General features: G+C 47.0%; 13 protein-coding genes. 2 read left to right on the forward strand and 11 right to left on the reverse strand.

The window, feature by feature from the left end:
* Window positions 1-38 precede the first annotated feature (38 nt).
* From ltrA to ACUUHJ_RS18295, 5 genes are all read right to left on the reverse strand, one after another.
* Complete coding sequence (ltrA, locus tag ACUUHJ_RS18275) at window positions 39-1,340, reverse strand: group II intron reverse transcriptase/maturase (protein ID WP_406798395.1); 1,302 nt, start codon at window positions 1,338-1,340, stop codon at window positions 39-41.
* Between the two features lie 655 nt (window positions 1,341-1,995).
* Window positions 1,996-2,235: an RNA chaperone Hfq gene (hfq, locus tag ACUUHJ_RS18280; protein ID WP_007719110.1), complete on the reverse strand. Its 240-nt coding sequence runs from the start codon at window positions 2,233-2,235 to the stop codon at window positions 1,996-1,998.
* 29 nt (window positions 2,236-2,264) lie between these two features.
* Window positions 2,265-3,224 (reverse strand): tRNA (adenosine(37)-N6)-dimethylallyltransferase MiaA, encoded by a 960-nt coding sequence (miaA, locus tag ACUUHJ_RS18285; RefSeq protein WP_172140612.1) that lies wholly within the window; start codon window positions 3,222-3,224, stop codon window positions 2,265-2,267.
* Window positions 3,221-4,006 (reverse strand): class I SAM-dependent methyltransferase, encoded by a 786-nt coding sequence (locus ACUUHJ_RS18290; protein WP_016743401.1) that lies wholly within the window; start codon window positions 4,004-4,006, stop codon window positions 3,221-3,223. The genes miaA and ACUUHJ_RS18290 overlap by 4 nt, the downstream gene beginning before the upstream one ends.
* 303 nt (window positions 4,007-4,309) lie before the next feature.
* On the reverse strand, window positions 4,310-5,512 hold the full coding sequence (locus ACUUHJ_RS18295) for a hypothetical protein (RefSeq protein ID WP_472299581.1): 1,203 nt from the start codon (window positions 5,510-5,512) through the stop codon (window positions 4,310-4,312).
* Between the two features lie 765 nt (window positions 5,513-6,277).
* Between ACUUHJ_RS18295 and ACUUHJ_RS18300 the strand changes: the two genes are divergently transcribed.
* Window positions 6,278-7,249, forward strand: a complete 972-nt coding sequence (locus ACUUHJ_RS18300; protein WP_289673395.1) for a globin-coupled sensor protein — start codon at window positions 6,278-6,280, stop codon at window positions 7,247-7,249.
* Between the two features lie 479 nt (window positions 7,250-7,728).
* On the opposite strand, the gene mutL is transcribed toward ACUUHJ_RS18300, so the two are convergent.
* The 6 genes from mutL to miaB all read right to left on the reverse strand — a co-directional run bounded on the left by mutL (window position 7,729) and on the right by miaB (window position 16,561).
* Window positions 7,729-9,801, reverse strand: a complete 2,073-nt coding sequence (gene mutL / locus ACUUHJ_RS18305) for a DNA mismatch repair endonuclease MutL (protein ID WP_472299582.1) — start codon at window positions 9,799-9,801, stop codon at window positions 7,729-7,731.
* Window positions 9,802-9,825: 24 nt separating this feature from the next.
* Window positions 9,826-12,414, reverse strand: coding sequence for a DNA mismatch repair protein MutS (gene mutS / locus ACUUHJ_RS18310; protein WP_472299583.1), 2,589 nt, complete (start codon window positions 12,412-12,414; stop codon window positions 9,826-9,828).
* Window positions 12,415-12,503: 89 nt separating this feature from the next.
* Complete coding sequence (locus tag ACUUHJ_RS18315; protein ID WP_472299584.1) at window positions 12,504-13,793, reverse strand: putative amidoligase domain-containing protein; 1,290 nt, start codon at window positions 13,791-13,793, stop codon at window positions 12,504-12,506.
* A gap of 109 nt (window positions 13,794-13,902) precedes the next feature.
* Entirely contained in the window at window positions 13,903-14,463 is a 561-nt protein-coding gene (gene cotE, locus ACUUHJ_RS18320) for an outer spore coat protein CotE (RefSeq protein WP_015891662.1), read from the reverse strand.
* 136 nt (window positions 14,464-14,599) lie between these two features.
* The gene (locus tag ACUUHJ_RS18325) at window positions 14,600-15,043 is read right to left on the reverse strand and encodes a YlbF/YmcA family competence regulator (protein ID WP_015891663.1); all 444 of its coding nucleotides are present in this window, start codon (window positions 15,041-15,043) and stop codon (window positions 14,600-14,602) included.
* A 6-nt stretch (window positions 15,044-15,049) separates the two neighbouring features.
* Window positions 15,050-16,561 carry a tRNA (N6-isopentenyl adenosine(37)-C2)-methylthiotransferase MiaB gene (miaB, locus tag ACUUHJ_RS18330; protein WP_472301217.1) on the reverse strand — a complete coding sequence of 504 codons (1,512 nt, stop codon included), beginning with the start codon at window positions 16,559-16,561 and terminating at the stop codon, window positions 15,050-15,052.
* Window positions 16,562-16,896: 335 nt separating this feature from the next.
* Between miaB and ACUUHJ_RS18335 the strand changes: the two genes are divergently transcribed.
* The gene (locus ACUUHJ_RS18335) at window positions 16,897-18,141 is read left to right on the forward strand and encodes an S-layer homology domain-containing protein (protein WP_472299585.1); all 1,245 of its coding nucleotides are present in this window, start codon (window positions 16,897-16,899) and stop codon (window positions 18,139-18,141) included.
* Window positions 18,142-18,298 lie beyond the last annotated feature (157 nt).

An 18,298-nucleotide genomic window follows, 5' to 3' on the forward strand; every position in this document is an offset into this window, starting at 1 on the left:
ACACCACCGTACGTACCGTTCGGTATACGGCGGTTCATCTAAGTTTGACGTAAAAGAAAATACCTATCCTTAAGACTCTTAAGACCTTCGGTCTGCCAATAGGCATTATCCAAAGTTCTGTGAAGTATAGGACTGCACGCAATACGCCAGTATCTCTTACGAGAATTGCCCCATTCGAAGGCTTTTGCTTTGGGCACTCCCAAAGTAATAAGCCTTTTTACTTTTGTTCGAGGGTTCTTCCACTGTTTCCATAGGCACATACGGAGCCTTCTTCTTATCCATTCGTCTAGACTGGAGAAGACCGAAGGTGTGTCTGCAAGTGAGAAATATCCCGCCCAGCCAATAAGGTATCTATTTAGCTGTTCAATTCGATACTCCATGGGAAGCGCGTTTGACCTTGAGGTAAATTCCCGAATTCGTTGTTTTACCTTCTTCATGCTTTCTTTCGCGATTCGAATCTTTGGATCAGACTGGTGGGTAAAGCTAAACCCTAGAAATTTTCGTTTCCATGGCCGGTCTACTGCACTTTTCTCAATGTTCACCTTAAGTTTTAGTTTATTCTCGATGAACCAGGAAATAGATGCCATTACCCGTTCGCCAGCCTTCTTTGAAGAAACGTAGACATTACAGTCGTCCGCGTAGCGGACAAATCTGAGCCCTCGTTTTTCTAGCTCCATGTCCAATTCATGCAACATGATGTTGGAGAGCAGCGGACTAAGAGGTCCACCTTGCGGCACTCCTTCCTCATTTGCTGTCTCCAACCCGTTAATCATGATGCCCGATTCTAAATAGCTTCTGATAAGCCTGAGAAGTGTCTTTTCCTTGACATGTTTGGCGATAAGCCCCATTAACTTGTCATGGTTTACTTTGTCAAAGAATTTCTCTAAGTCTAAATCAACAACCCACCGTTTCCCCTCTTTCATAAATCCTTTAGCCTTCCGAACTGCATCATGTCCTCGCCTATTTGGACGAAAGCCATAACTGTGTTCGGAGAACATCGGATCGAAAACTGGGGTCAGAATTTGAGCGATTGCCTGCTGGATAAAGCGGTCTGTCACAGTAGGAATTCCTAGCAACCGTACCCCACCTCTAGGTTTCGGGATTTCGACCCTTCGGACTGGTTGCGGTTGATAGGTACCATCCTCTAACTGCTGGCGGATGGAGTCCCAGTTGGTCATGATATGTTCACGTAGGGATTTTACTGACATACCATCCACACCGTGGCTTCCTTTATTCTTTTCCACTCTCTTTAATGCTGTCAGAAGGTTTTCCCGTGACAGAAGTTGCTTCATCATGTTGAGGTATTCCTTTCGCGTGAACGTTCTTTCTACTTGTGCCATTCTTACTTCAGCCCTCTCAGATTCCCCCGTGGAATTCACCACTTCCTCCTCTGAGCAAGTCCTTACGGATTGTCTGCCTCATTAGCAAGAATGAACGCCTAGCTTCTCGTTCTTCCTAGATGTTCGGTCCTTCCCTGTTCAGGCGTCCCTTACTAGGGTACTATGACCTCTGCTGACTCCTGATCGTTCAGCTTCTCCTTTCAAAGAAGGTTACCATGTGAGCATGGCGTTTCGGTCAGGTCTCCCCAGGTAAGAGCGTTATCTTCCCCTCCATCTATCTGCCTCATTTACTCTCATTCGCCTTTGGCAGTAAGGACTTTGCCTTGACATGCAGGCTCATCCAACGAATGCTAGCCTCGTATGAGGTTCGTGTTCCTCAGACCGGAGGTTTGCCGCCGACTTCCTTCAGATTCCACCTCACGGTGGACACCCTTGTCTTAAGCTAATGGCTACTACTGCCTTCACCATTCGGGACTTTAACCCTAGAGATAACGCCCATGCTGGGCGCACATGTGAAAGCCCTGTTCGCTTCAACGGCGACAGGGCTTTTTTATTGATACTTTGGATTTGGACGTTGATGGTATTTCCAACACTCGGGCCAGATCATAAAAAAGAACCAGGATCACATGTATCCTGGCTGTTGGTGTTGCTTCGCTTACTGTTGGTTGTTCTCCTGAGACATGAGCGATACAGGGCGTTGCGGAGTGAAAGTGGAGATCGCATGCTTGTATACTAATTGTTGCTTGCCTTCGCTATCAATCACAATCGTGAAATTATCGAATGCTTTAATATACCCGCGCAATTGAAATCCGTTCACAAGGTAAATGGTAACCGCGATGTTTTCTTTCCGCAAATGATTCAAGAACGTATCTTGAATGTTGATCGTCTGTTTCATGTACACTACCCCCTAAAAGGACTTGTATGTTATATATTCGGCAATTGTTGAAACTTTCCTGCCAATATTCGCTTGATAGTTTCCACGTTGTTCCTCTGTTCGGCTGGATCGGTCATGTCAAACCATTGGATTTCTTCCATGCGCCTGAACCAGGAAAGCTGGCGTTTGGCAAAATGTCGCGTTCGCTGCTGTATGTCGTTCACCGCTTTTTCTAGCGTGATTTCTCCATACAGGTAAGGGATGAGCTCCTTGTACCCCAAGCCTTGCATAGAGACCAGTGACGCGTCGTAACCAGCATCCAAGAGCCCCCTCACTTCCTCAACCAGTCCCGCTTCGATCATGAGTTCGACCCGGTGATTGATTCGTTCATACAGCTTTGCGCGGTCCATCGTGAGACCAATCATCACCAAATCATAGGGTGAATGCTTCGCCCGGAGCTGAAAGTCGGACATTTTGTACCCGCTGCTTTCATAAATCTCCAATGCGCGAATCACCCGCTTTACATCATTGGGATGCAAGCGTTCGGCTGTAATCGGATCGACATCGGCCAATCGGGCGTGTAGTGCTTCCACGCCTTCACTGTCAGCTAATCTTTGCAGTCGATCACGCAGCTCAGGGTCTTGAGAAGTGGTGGAAAACTGAAATCGATGAGTAACCGATTCTATGTACAGACCTGTCCCGCCGACGATAAACGGAAGTCTGCCACGTTGGTTGATGTCTGAAATCAACCCTGCGGCACTTTCCTGAAACATCGCAACAGAGTATTCCTCGTCTGGATTTTTAATATCAATGAGGTGATGCGGTATGCTCGCAAGCTCCTCAGGTTCTGCTTTTGCGGTGCCAATATCCATCCCACGGTATACTTGCATGGAATCTCCGGAAATAATCTCACCGTCGAACTGTTCGGCCAACTCCAGACTAAGCTGGGTTTTGCCGACCGCTGTTGGGCCAATAATCACGACTAGCCTTTCTCTCTGTTGCAAGGTCACTCCCCTCCACCTATCTCTTTGTAGCTGTACACGACCTGCTGGCCGCGGGAGCGAAACGGCGTAAAGCCAAAGCGCTCGTACATCCTACCTTCTTTTCCTTCTTTCATTACCACACGTTTTCTCGCAACTCGCTGCGCTTCCAAAACAGCCTCCTCGGAAAGAGCCTCTGGATTGGCGAGCTCACGGACTCCAGCGATCCCCGACGAGCTTTGTACAGTTATCTCGAACATAGGATCGAAATAAACGACGTCAAAGGAACGGGCGGGCAGTCCTCTCAGTACTTCTAGATGGTTGCCACATCGTACCTCAATACGACGCATGGCTTGCTCCAATTCTTCCGCATCGGATGACCAGTGCCGCAGTCCATCTTCTACCAAGATGGCTAGCAATCGCTCAGATTCGATGCCAACAACTTTCCCATTTGCCCCAGTCGCATGAGAAAATACAATCGCATCAGCACCCAAACCCAAGGTGGCGTCCAGCACTTTATCCCCTGGATGAATTTGGCAAGCAACAAGCATAGTATCAGTATCGCCGCGCATGAGCCGCTTTATACGAAAAGCAGATGTGTTCGGATGAAAAAAGAATGGTTTTTTCCCCGGCACTTCCAGACGTGCTCCGAGAGCGGAAACCACCAACACTTCTTCTACCCCATATCGCTTGCGCATTTGACCCAATGAAAAATCGCGTCGATTCACAACTTGTAGCCCCAATGTACTAGCCAATTCAGCTGCGTGACGCAAGGTTTCTTCACCAGGCTCAAGTCCTGTCGTAACAATCACGCCTTTGTTCCCTTCCTTACGTCTTCGCCCTTTTGATCAGAACTGCTGTTCCAGAAAAACGACTCGACGGTTTTTACATAAACGGTAACGATCATATTATTGTAAGCAGGATTAATTTGCCGGTCAAATAGAATCTGAACCAAACTTTTTTCCTGTTCGCTATGACAATCATACCATTTTTTATGAAAGCGCGTCGGACTGTAGTATGATTTTCAGTCCGACAGCTTCACCCACGTAAAAAAGACCCGCGAAGCTTCGGGGGCCTTGTTGCATAGGGGTATACGCCAAGCATAAATGAAAAAGTTATCTCCACTCCTCAACGGCAAGGTTTGCCTGTTTGATCCAGTTCAGCCTGCGGTTATTTAACAGACCGAGATTGTAATAAACAATCGATTGAGCGCCTGCATCCACTGCTGTTTTCACCCTCGCTGCCAACTCGACTGCTGACTGGATTTGGTTATGATGCAGGGAAAATGCGGCTCCCAACGTCGCTTCTGGCGCTACAAGCTTGATTGCATGGAATGTATAGGCCACATCGCAGACACTGTCTCCATAGGCGAGCGGCACGACACGATCGAGAGTAGCCGCTGCTTTTCGCAAAGAAACCCCTTCCCAATATGACTGATTCACAAAAAATGGTGTCGAGGACGGAAAGCCATCCAACGCAGTCCCCAGACTCTGTGCGATCTCCCTCAGGCTCCTCCATAACTGATCTACCGCTTCCAGACGAGATTGCTGATAGTGATACAATTCCGGGTATTCCAGCAGCAAAAAGGCAACTTCTCTCGCTTCAGCGGATACTTGCGAGTGAGAATCGGCATCCACCATCTGACTGACTAGCCTTGCTACAAGCTGTTTAACTGCTCCGACATCGATTCGCTGCGATTCGGCACGCTCCGTACATGCCCCGCAAAAACAGAGCGAGAGTAACCATTGCAGCGATTCTCCTAACGGTAAGAGACATACTTCATGATGCTCGCCATGCTTCATCGGCAAAAAGGCTGTCGCTTCGATCAAAATCCGCTCTGGCTTGACCTGCTCTAGCGTATCGGTAAAAAGGGCCTTGGCGTAATGCTGTACCTCAGGTTGCGATGGACATAGCGCGTATGTGTATGTATCCCCCCAAATGTTTTGCACACAAAGATCTGGGTGAGCCAAACCAAGTGTAGAATTGTGAAGGCCAACCCACCAAGTATGAAACCTCATCCCTGCCTGCTCACAAGCTTCTTTCATTTTACCAAGAATGCCTGCTTGTGCGATTGGCTCGTGTACAGTCGGGCGTAAACGGTTGTACTTTGACCATTCAGGCGTAAACGATACCCCTGAAAACGGCAGCCTGCGAAACGTTTTGCTTCGCGGGTGAAAAAATCTCCCCTGATGGTAGCTGCTATTGACCACCGCTGTATTGCATCTGGCTTCTTGCAATGTTTGCATCACAGCCTCGATACCACTCTCTGCTATATCCCACGGATAGATAAACATCCCGGTTTGGAGTGATGAACTCATTTTGTTTCACCTCGTTTTTGCAAGTAATCATAAGTCAGTGTTTGCCTAAAATCAATCTTGATTTTTTAATTTTCTGAATAGTAACTCCAAAGAAAGAATTGTCCCAGGCAGGGGGTGTCTGTTACATCACACTCTCCATTATTGCAAGGTACGGGGAATGAAAAACCTGCACTTTGTGAATCTTTCCGAGGTGTTTCATGAATGTAGAGTGCGTATTTTTATATGTCTTACTTATGCACGTTGTCAATTTTGTTATCACCATTGTCGCAGTTACTATCCTATCTACTCAATGATTCGTGACTTTACTCCCCCCAGCAACTATACTGAACCACGCCCATTCCAGTTGTAACAGAATATGAATACGCAAATTAATCATTAAAGCCTAGGTCACAGTTCAGGGAACTCCTTTAGTAAATCGGATCGGCTCTTCCATTAAGGCTTTTTTGATTGCGTCCCCAGATTCCCAATGCTTCTCTATGTCGAGCATCTCTATATAGAAGATCGAATCGATTACTATTATAAAATGAGCGTTCACGCCATCATATTCGACTTGTTTGTTACTTTCTCTCCCATACATCTAGTACCTTCTTCCATGTTCTTAGTTGCAAGGATACTCCCTTCTTCAACATCTCATATTTATCGAATCAGTATATAGTTCATAAACATTTCATTTTTATTTAACATTTTATTATTATTTAGCATTTTATTTTTGTTAGAATCTGAAAGAGTTTTACATTACATATAAGGAAAATAGGGGTTGGCATCATGATTGCACTTGATAACAAATGGAATTCACTTAGGCTGTTCTACGGCCTAACAAAAGAAGACTTAGACCTTTTGTATTCACACAAGGAATTCTTCAGCACTCACTCAAAAGAAATCGTAGATTGTTTTTATGAAGAATTGGAAAAATATCCCAACTTAGATCAATTGATTCGTACAAATGTAACTATGGACCAATTAAAGAACATGCAGATTTGGTATATCGAAACACTTTCTTCTCCTGTTATTGATGAAGAATATGTAAACAGCCGAAAACGAATCGGAACAACCCACGCGAGAATTGGATTGTCTGCTTCTTGGTTTTTGGGTGGGTACTCACTGTATTTACGTCTTTTTTCAGAAAGAATTCAATCGCTAGAAAACCCAGCTGCATTTTTTCAGGCTCTATTCAAAAGAGTTTTTTTTGATTCTGCAATTATTCTTGAACAGTATATCGGTGACACGATGCGTGAAAATGTAAGCTACCGCCACAATATGGAGCAAATGGCAGCCGAATTGACAGCTACAACCCAGGAAGCGCTTAGAATCTCTTCCGTCTTCACCGACTCCGCAACCAAACTATATGAATACAATGGTGAGATTGCTCATTCCATGAATGTGTTAAAGGAACAGAATGAGGAGATTGAGAAACTCAGCGGCTTCGTAGCAGATGTTTCTACACAAACCAATCTTCTAGGCCTTAATGCTGCGATTGAAGCTGCTAGAGCTGGAGAGCACGGACGTGGCTTTACCGTTGTTGCTAATGAGGTACGTAAATTAGCCGATAAATCGAATGCCTCATCTAAAGACATTTATCAATCTCTACAGAACATTAACAATCAATTACTTAAAATTGATCAACAGGTCTCATTATCAACGGTTTCCGCTGAGGAATTGGATACTACTTCCGAGCAATTATTTTCTATCATCCATAAACTAGATGAAATTTCTCGTCGTCTTCAGAATAAACACTAACTACTTCTCAACGGCCAAAGGAGCTTATTTCTTTGGCCGTGTTCTATTATGTAGCTCCTTCCTTTTCCACGCTTTAAGGAACGTCATGTTATCTGGTTCAGAACATTTCCACTCACTGCATTCCTCACGTGCCAGGACCTCCAACACTGTCAATTGCCGCCGCGAGATCGACCTGTCTTGATACATAGTTCCTCTATTGTTGGTGTTCAACCCCGCCCTGCTGAAAAAACAAGAGCGTTTGTTCTTGTTTTTTAGGGGTGACGAAAAAAGAAAAGCCCCACTTTTTAGTGGAGCAAATGCCATCGGGTGCCAGCCAGGACCGCCGTCCAAACGTAGTCCCCAATCAAGACCTGTTAATAGGTGCCTCGATGGAGGAAGCTCTGTTCCAGCATGAGATTTGCTTCTTATTGACTTTTGCTTTTTCCCGCTTTCTTTTACAGTAGAATACCCTTCCCGGATTTCTCCGCAAAGGGCATCGTTTACATCACACGCTTAAACATTTTTTCTAAGTCATAACCAGTAAAATGAATTACAATCGGCCTGCCGTGCGGGCACGTATACGGACTGCTCGTCTTGCGTAGCTGGTTCAGCAAGCTTTCCATCTCTGCATGCGTCAGGAAGCGGTTCGCTTTAATCGATGCTTTGCAGGACATCATGATGGCAGCTTTTTCGCGCATCAGCACGACATTGGCTTGGGTGTTTTCTCCCGTTTCCAGTACAAACTGAATGAGCTCCTCAATAACCTCCAGCTCAGCCCCTTCTGGGAACCAATGTGGATGAGCGCGAACGATAAAGGTCCGTCCACCGAATGCCTCGATCTCCAAACCAAACGATTGCAAAAGCGACAGTCGCTTCTCCAGTTTGCTTGCCTCTGCAGCCGTATATTCCACCGTATGAGGAAACAGCATGATCTGGCTGGAAATGTCCTCTTCTGCAAGCTTGTCCATGAAATACTCGTAAAAAATCCGCTCCTGCGCGGCATGTTGATCAATTAAATACATGCCTTCGTCATTTTGCGCAACGATGTAAGTGCCATGGACTTGACCAACTGGATACATAACGGGGACAGGCGAATCCGTTTCATTTTCATTGGTGCCTTCCACGAGTGGCGGTGTTTGTTCGGTACCCGCTACGGCTGAATGGTCCTCGCTGCTGATTTCATGGATTGGGTACGCAGGAGATGGTGCCTGGGCAATGTCCAATTGTACCGGAATCTTCGTCTCATTAGGCTGGAAAGCTTCCCTCGTGTCTGTTTGATCCAATAAAGTCGCCTGCACGATTTCATTCTGGATAGCCTCTACTTTTGCAGCCTCTAGCTTTTCATAGTTGGCTGAAGTCTCCTTCACCGTGCCGTTCTCAAAGGATGGAGCGATAGGCGTCACTAGATCCAGTTGCTTACTTGGCACCTCCTGCTTGGCCATCCATTCCTGGAGTCGGGGACTCGCGGCTAGTAACGGCGATTGCGGAGTATCAGGCTTGGTAATTTGCAGGTCAAACTGCGGTTGAACAACCTGGGTAACGACCTTAGCTTTTGGTTGAGTAACCATGGGTCTGACAATCCCCAAGCCTTGTCGCAATGTCTCTTTTACCGATTGTTCGATTGCACTGCACAATTCATCTTCTTTACTGAATCTCGCCTCTAGTTTGGCAGGATGCACGTTCACATCTACTAGTGACGGATCCATTTCGATCTGCAAAGCTACAATCGGATAACGGCCGATCGGTAACAATGTATGATAACCGCGCATAATCGCATTGTTGATCGAATAGCTGCGCACGTACCGACCGTTTACCAGTGTCGAAAGGTAAGAGCGATTCGCCCTTGTCACTTCCGTCTTCGAAAGAAAACCAGACCACTTATAATCGAGGGTCTCCCCTGCAATTGGAAGCAACAGCTTTGCGACCTGCACACCGTAGATCGCCGCCATGACGTGCAGTAGCTTTCCGTCCCCAGACGTTTGCAAGAGTGTCTTGCCGTTATGAGTTAGCAAGAAGGAAATCGACGGATGCGTGAGTGCAAGCCGATTCACATAATCAGAAATATGTCCGACTTCCGTGGCGATCGACTTCATATATTTCAAGCGAGCAGGTGTGTTGAAAAACAAGCTGCGTACACATACTTCTGTCCCTTTTACAGCGGCTTTATCGGAAATCGTTCCGAGCTGCCCACCTTCAATCAAGAGATGAGTACCTACCTCACTACTGGACGTGCTGCTCGTCAGTTCCATACGCGAGACTGCCGCGATACTCGGCAGTGCCTCTCCGCGAAAGCCCAGCGTACGAATACGGAATAAATCACGAGCGTTGCTAATTTTACTCGTAGCATGGCGCTCAAAAGCCAGCTGACAATCTTCCCGATCCATCCCTCTCCCATTGTCAACGATCCGAATCATCTCCAGACCGCCTTCCTCAACGTGGATCTCGATTGTCGTTGCACGAGCATCAATTGCATTTTCGACCAGCTCTTTGACAACCGAAGCCGGCCTTTCCACTACTTCCCCTGCAGCAATCATATTGGCGAGTTGCTCATCTAAAACTTGAATGGTTCCCATGAGTGCCTCCCCTCCGGACGAACCCTATCGCTTTTTCAATTGCTGTTTCCATGCATATAGTTTCATCATGGCGTCCATTGGCGTCGTTGAATTCAAATCCAGCTCGCGCAGCTCAGCCATAATCGCTTCTTCCTCCGCTGACGCAAACTGCATCGGCTCTTCACGCACCGCAGCAACTGGTGCCGTCCATAGCGATTCGAGCGACATTTGGACGTCACTCGCTGCATTTCCATTCCCTGCACTCCCATTTGCTTCAAGTCCGGTTAAGATGCTACGCGCCCGCTCAATGACCCAAGTCGGCATTTCTGCAAGCTCTGCCACATGAATTCCATAACTCTTATCTGCTCGTCCTTCTTCAATTTTGTGAAGGAACAAGAGCTTCCCTTCCCGTTCTTCGCATCGAGCGTTGACATTCACGACACCACTCAACGTCTCTGCTAACCCGGTCAATTCGTGGTAGTGCGTCGAAAAGAGTGTTTTGGCACCTATTTTTTGGCAAATGTACTCAATAACTGCTTGTGCAAGCGCCATTCCATCGTACGTCGAAGTCCCGCGACCAATTTCATCGAGCAGGATCAAGCTCTTCGCTGTCGCTTTTTGCAGGGCGTGTCTCGTCTCCAGCATTTCCACCATAAACGTACTGTGCCCGCCTACCAAATCGTCGGCTGCCCCAATTCGAGTAAAAATCTGATCGACAATGGACAGCTTGGCCTGTTTAGCAGGAACAAAGCAACCGATCTGTGCCATCACCGTGATCAAGGCAATCTGTCTCATGTACGTACTCTTACCCGCCATATTCGGACCCGTAATGAGCAAAACTTGACGATTGGTCTGATCCATCTCCACGTCATTAGCTACGTATTTTTCGCGCTCCAGAACGGCTTCTACTACTGGATGGCGCCCTTCTGTAATGACGTAATCGCCGCTCTCCACAAGCTCAGGGCGTACAAATCCCCGCTCGTCACTTACCGTAGCAAACGCCTGGAGAACATCCACAGATGCAATACGCTCCGCGAGGTTCTGTAGTCTTGGTATATGCTTCGCGACTTCACTTCTTACAGCCACGAACAACTGGTATTCCAGCTCAATCATCTTTTCTTCTGCTTCCAGAATGAGGGCTTCACGTTCCTTCAACTCTGGCGTGATGTACCGCTCTGCATTGGCCAAAGTTTGCTTGCGCTCATACCGACCAGCTGGAACGTTGGCAATGTTGGATTTCGATATTTCGATGTAATAGCCGAACACCTTATTGAAGCCAACTTTAAGCGAACGAATCCCTGTCGCTTCCCGTTCTCCCTGCTCCAGTTGGGCGATCCACGTCTTCCCTTCACGGCTTGCCGTATGGAGCTTGTCCAGGTACTCATCATATCCCGTCCGAATCATTCCGCCTTCACGAACCGATATCGGGGGATCATCCACAAGGGCATGAGCCAAATAGTTGACCATATCTGTACATTCATCCATCCCGTTAGCCAGTTCCATCAATACCGGGGTATTCGTTTGGATCATATACTGCTTCAGCTCTGGAACAGCTTCCAAAGACATCCGTAGCTGAATGAGATCTCGTGCGTTCGCATTCCCGTAGGAAATACGGCCCGCCAGACGTTCCAAATCATAGACACGATCCAAGCAAGTCCGCAAATCCGAGCGAAGCAGCATGTCCCCCTTCAAGGCTTCCACAGCGCTCAGGCGTGCCTCCAACTGATCGCGACTGAGCAATGGACGCTCAATCCATCTTCGCAAAAGACGACCACCCATTGCCGTTTGAGTCCGATCCAACAGCCACAACAGGGAGCCTTTTTTCGTCTTATCGCGAATGGTCTCAGTCAATTCTAAATTGCGTCTGGAAAAGCCGTCCATTTGCAGATACTGCTTTGCATCGTACTGCTTTAACAGGCGCATATGGGCAAGGCTACGTTTTTGCGTCGTCCCTATGTAGAACAAGAGAGCATTGACCGCCGCCCGCATGGACATATCCAGCCCTTTTGCCTGCTCCGCGTATTGACTATCCACTGCAAATGCGTCCAGTTGGTCCGCATCCACGACAGTAGATGGCAGTGCAGTCTTCGGCAAATCAGCGAGGCCAAAAAAGACGAGCTCCTTAGGACGATATTGCAAGGCTTCATCTAGAGCACCCTCTGCCTGTCCCGCCAAAGAGGTAACATACATCTCGCCTGTACTCATATCACACGCAGAAACACCTGTTCGCCCTTCTACTTGGGCCAACGCTGCCATGTAATTGTTTTCCTTATCCGTCAGCCATTTGCCTTCCATCATCGTACCCGGAGTAATGACGCGTGTCACTTCCCGGCGAACGACCCCTTTGGCTTCTTTTGGATCTTCGACTTGCTCGCAAACGGCTACTTTATGTCCTTTTTTCAGTAGCTCTGCGATATAGCCGTCTGCCGCATGATGTGGAACTCCACACATTGGTATGCGCTCAGAACCACCACCATCACGTCCCGTCAGTGTAATTTCCAACTCACGGGACGCAAGAATGGCATCATCAAAAAACAGTTCGTAAAAATCGCCTAAGCGAAAAAATAAGAAAGTATCCGGATAATCTTTTTTGATAGCCAGATACTGTTGAATCATCGGGGTATATTGAGCCATGATTTTCTTCTCCTAGCCTACTAATTCTCGTCGCTATTATACCATGATTGAACGGTAATGTTGACCCTGCATCCGATGGTAGTATCCGTTTATGGTAGCTTCCATATCTTCCGCAGGTCTTCATCCGTTCTCCACGATTGACTCTCGATTAAAAACGAAAAGTATCGATCCAAATGAATGCGTGACAGCGTATAGCCTGGCAAATCCTTTACTTCTTGCCAGACTTGAACTACGTACGGCAGGAGCTTTTCTTTTTCGCCCTGGTAGTAGGCTTTGATTAGCGGTAGCTTGAGATGAGGCATCGCTTGTAGCTTCTCGTGATTGGTTGCAACCAAATGGGCCAAATGAAGAATCCCTCGAGTGACAAGGGGATCAACGAGCCAACTCGGGAGTGTACGGTATTCGAATCCATATTCCTTCTCCCTTACATCCCCCAAAAATCCATAGCGCTCTCTGCGTCTCATACAGCCTGCATCCTCAATCAGAACAAGAGGAAGAGCCAAGTACGCATCCAGCTTTCGCCGAAGAGAAAAAGTAGGTGTGAGCCCGCCAAAATGAATATGCCCGCCGATTGGATAACCTGGAAACGGCATTCCGCCAGCGAGCCATTCGATAGACGAATTCCCTATTTTTTTGTATGCGAGTGCCAGATTATCGTAGATATGCATAAATAATTGATCAGGGTCCTCCGATGGCGCAGGCCTCAACTCTGCAACCGGGTGCTGATGGAGACCTAATTCCTCCCGGTAGCGTGTCGTATCGCATCCAACCGCCCCATTGATGCTCAGGAAGTCAGAAGCAAGTGCCATTTCTCCTGTGGGCCTGCGCAGAGCAAATTCCGGATCAGCCCCCAAGCTTTGCAGCGTTTGCGGCTGTTTACGCATCCGAGCTTCCCACCAATCTCGGGCACGCTGCATATATTCGTCAGCATGCTGGGCTGGCCAATTTGGTTCCACCTCGACAACCTTAAGTCGATGGGGAGAAGCCGCCATGATCGTCACCTGACCCGCATCGGCTCCCGCGGCATACAAACTGCGTGAAGCCAGCCCTTGGACTACCTGAATCTCTGTTTCAGTGGAAGGCAAGGAGACGGAATGCCACTCGGGTTCCTGTAGACGGTGCAGCAACCATTGTGATTGCTCCTCGCTTCTGGCGATATCCAGTACATAATCTTGGTAAAGGCATAATCTATATGTTCGCCAGCCTGGTCGCGCTGCATTTCCTGCTGTTACAGGTATTCGCCCCTGCCGGAGCAACCAGCGACCGATTTCAGGACGATGTAAATAGGCTACGACTTCTTTCGCGTTGGCCGTCATCGGTTGTGTTGCTGGCGTTTCCTGCCCGTTAGCTCGCTGACTCGTTTTTGTGCGTAGAATCATGCCTTCCACACTCCCTCGCTGTTCTTCCGTTATCTTATGAATGCGTCCAGAAAAAAGTGTGAATGACCTGTTCCGAAAAAAAGAAAAAAGAGGAGATAATTTCTCCTCTTTAGTCGAGCTCGTCGAGTAGCGTAGCGGAATCAAAGTCATCAAACTCGTCACTGTTATCTTCAAAGTCGTCAACCAGATGGAATTCTTTGTCATCACAACTATTGCAGACAACAACGCACACCTTTGTTTCTCCAATGACCTCTACTGCATATTCGCTTTCAACTCTGACCGTGATTGTGCCACCACCACTTAACTCCGCTTTTATGCACTTCGGTTGCTCCACGGCACGTGCAACGATTTCCAGATCGCCTCTGCAGTTCTTGTCGAAGAACGTAAGCGGTACGAGAACGGAGAAATGAACCGTTTCCCGCTTGACTTCGGTTTGCGTGTTATTAGCAAACGAAAACCACAGGTTGACGTCATACGTACCAGATACTTCAACGGCATCTCCGACTTTCTCTGCTTGGAAGTTCGTGTTTATAACCCAGCATCCGAGGATCGTCGAAGGAGTTTGCGACGGTATGATGGTGTGGGTGGTAATAGAAAATTTATGGCCTTTGCCGCAGACTGCTTTCGCGATAAGTTCCCGGCACTGTAGATCTTTGTCTATACCCGACATTTCGTTACCTCCTCCATACAACGTTTCTGTACATTTGTATGCAGGGCATTCGACTAGCGTGCAAACAACCACCTTATATTTGGGAAAGTTGTTGGGTATTGATCAAAACAGCGCCGGGAAGGCTTTCTATCAAGAATTAGGAGCAGCAGCCGTCAGATTTTTTCTTTTCAGGCCCGCCACCAGTCTTTCCAGTCAATGGGTTTCCGCCTGTATCCAAAATAATACGCTCTGAAACGGTGTTCGTGATCACGTTCGTGACCATTTGCAAAAGATCGTTCACATCAACCTGCGATTGCTTGAATTCCGTAACGATTGGAATGGCATCCAGCTCTTCGTGCAATTGGTTGTACTCGTCTTCCACTTTTTTCACCAGTTCCGGCTTGTTGATGGATTCAAACATCACCATTTGCTTTTGTTTCTGCTTCAATGTATCAATCAAATCTTGCACACGTTCATTGTGTTTGATCTGCAGTTCAGCACGTTTGAAGAAATCAACTTCATTCGTACGCGCGATCATAGCGGCAAGCTCGCGAGCTTTATCGAGAATTTCCTTCTGTGTAAAAACGTTTGTTTGTTCCATAATGACCTACACCTCAACTTTGGATACGAGTTCACCGTGGAGTGTCCACGTTTTCGCATCCGTAATTTTTATGTGCACATACTGTCCGATCAAGGATTTGTCGCCGGTGAAATGGACAAGCTTGTTCGTACGCGTACGTCCCGCAAGCACTTCCGTATTCGTCCTCGATTCGCCTTCCACGAGTACCTCGACAACCTGATCCTGCAGTTTTTTGTTCTGCTCCAGAGCGATGCCAGCCAGCACTTCATTGAGTCGATACAAGCGTGCTTTTTTCACTTCCATCGGAACGTTGTCTTCCATGACAGCAGCCGGTGTACCTTCACGTGGGGAGTAAATGAAGGTATAGGCAAAATCATACTTGACCTCTTCCACCATCGAAATCGTATCTTCAAACTGCTCATCGGTCTCGCCTGGGAAGCCAACAATAATATCGGTAGAAAGCGAGACATTCGGGATCGCGTCCTTGATTTTGCGAACGAGCTCGAGATAATGCTCACGTGAGTATTTACGTGCCATCCGCTTGAGTACTTCTGTCGATCCGGATTGGACTGGCAAGTGGATTTGCTCCACCAGGTTGCCGCCCTTTGCCAGCACCTCGATCAAGTGGTCATCAAAATCACGCGGGTGACTTGTCGTGAAACGAACACGCGGGATATCAATCTTGCGGATCTCGTCCATCAGGTCTCCAAAACCGTACTTGATATCCTCAAAATCTTTCCCGTACGCATTGACGTTTTGTCCAAGAAGCATGATTTCTTTAAAGCCTTGGCGAGCGAGATCACGCACTTCTGCGATGACATCTTCCGGGCGTCGACTGCGTTCTTTTCCGCGGGTATACGGCACGATACAGTACGTACAGAACTTGTCACAGCCGTACATGATGTTAACCCAGCCCTTGGTGTTTCCTTCGCGAAGCTTCGGCATATTTTCGACGATATCGCCTTCTTTGGACCAAACCTCAATCACCATTTCTTTGCTGAACATCGCATCGCGCAACAGTTCTGGCAATCGGTGAATATTGTGCGTTCCAAAAATCAAGTCGACCTGCTGGTAGCTTTTCAGGATTTTCTTGACGACTTTCTCTTCTTGGGACATACAGCCGCAAACACCGAGGATCAGATTTGGATTGTTATTCTTGAGCCGCTTCATGTGGCCAAGCTCCCCAAATACTTTATCCTCTGCATTTTCGCGGATTGCACAGGTGTTAAATAGAATAACATCCGCATCTTCGACAGAATCAGAGGAGGTATAACCCATTGCCTGCAAAATACCAGAAATCGTCTCCGAATCATGCTCGTTCATTTGGCAGCCATACGTACGAACGTGATAGCGCTTTCCTTTTCCGATGTTCTGCATGTCTTCTGGGATATGAAAATCGTAATGGACTAAAATCTCTTCCTTACCGCGCGTTTTCGCATCTTTCAGAGAGGGGGCCTGGAAGTATTTCGCATAGTCTTCCGTCTTCTTTGGAGACTTAACGGATTTTAAGTCCACAGTCGCCTCTTTCGTTTCCTTCATCATATATCACCTCAGCTATAATCATCTACATAAGTAACCAATAAAGAATTATATCATTTTGGGTGATACAAAAGCCAATGCATAATAACCATTATGAGGCAAAATATGTACGAAACGGCGAAAGTCTGATAGACAACGTCTTTCCAAACATACCCATGTTGGTCCTGCATGCCCTTACCATTGGTACATACTCCTCCTTACCTGCCAATTTTTTTGGAACTCCTCCTTTTTTCCTATTTTCACCATAATATTTTTTTCCCCTGCAACAATACAAGCCCACTCGCCGTCTGAATAGCAGTCAACAAAAACTACATTGCCATTTTGAGGAGGTTAATATGAAAAGAGCACTAGCCGTATTTTTGTCGGTGTTGATGTTCTTAACGATTATCCCGGTCGTCGGTGCCGCTTCCACCCCTTCGTTCTCAGACGTTCCGCGTAGCCATTGGGCATACAAGGAAATTACGGAGATGGCGGCAAAAGGGATCATCAAAGGGTACGACAATCGAACATTTAGACCGAACAATGAGGTAACCCGCGCCGAATTTGCCAAAATTATGATCGCAGCAGCAGATGTAGATATAAACAAACGCTACGTCGAGCAAACCTTTAAAGATGTCCCTCGTCATCACTGGGCATTTTTGTATGTGGAGCACGCCAAGCCTTACTTGACTGGTTACAAATCCGGCTCTACCTACACGTATAAGCCAGATAAAGCGGCAGTACGTGAAGACATTGCTGTCGCATTGGTACGCCTGTTGGGCTACGATCAAAAGTACAAAGCCGACTTGAATCAATTGAAAAAGTTCCGTGATTACGACGATATTTCGTCCGCTCTGCGTCCGTATATTGCGATTGCGATCCAAACCGATCTGATGAAAGGATACAATGGCAATTTCCGTCCACAAGATCCGATTACTCGTGCGGAAGCTGCTTCCCTGCTCTATCGTGCTATTTTGGATCGTGGCGATGATGAAAGCAAAATTGTTTTCCCTAACCCTGGTCAACCGCAGCCTCAGCCAGAACCAGAGAAAATCAATATCAGCGATTCCTTCTCTGATACCAAATTGAAAAACTGGGATACTGACAAAGCGATCGGTAACTGGGAGGTCGCTAGCAAACAAGTGACTGCTGAATCCGATGATGATGATCTGGATCATTACCTTCTGCCACTTCGCTGGAATGAATCTGACAACGTCAAGAATTATGAATTGAGCGTCGATGTGAATGTGGTTGGCAGTGAAGGTTTAGGCGGTCTGTACTTCAACGGCAAGGATGGAAAAGCCAATGTCGTCTTCATCCAAAAAGATCGCGTTGTTTTAGGAAAAGTAAATGATGTGGAAGACGACGATATCGACATCATCTCATCCAGCACCTACAAGCTGAAATCAAGCAATCGCTTGAAGGTAGCTGTCACTGACAATACCGTTTCCATTTACTTGAACGATCAATATTTGTTCGGTCAACAATATGTGAAACAAGAAGGCAAAAAACTCGGTCTGTATCTGCAAGAAGAAGCGACAAAAGACGCTCCTCGCAAAACGACTTACCTGGACAATTTCACCTTTAAAGAGACGAAATAAAGACCCATATTCCACCCGACAAGCTATCTTGGCCTGTCGGGTATTTTTTCACTCCACACGACATGCATGTTCTACCAAATGGAAAAAAGATAGCGAAAACGTAGAATTAAACGCATTTCAGATGTTATAATGGTAGCTATTCTTGTCCTGTGAAGGA

The sequence above is a fragment of the Brevibacillus schisleri genome (assembly GCF_055685845.1).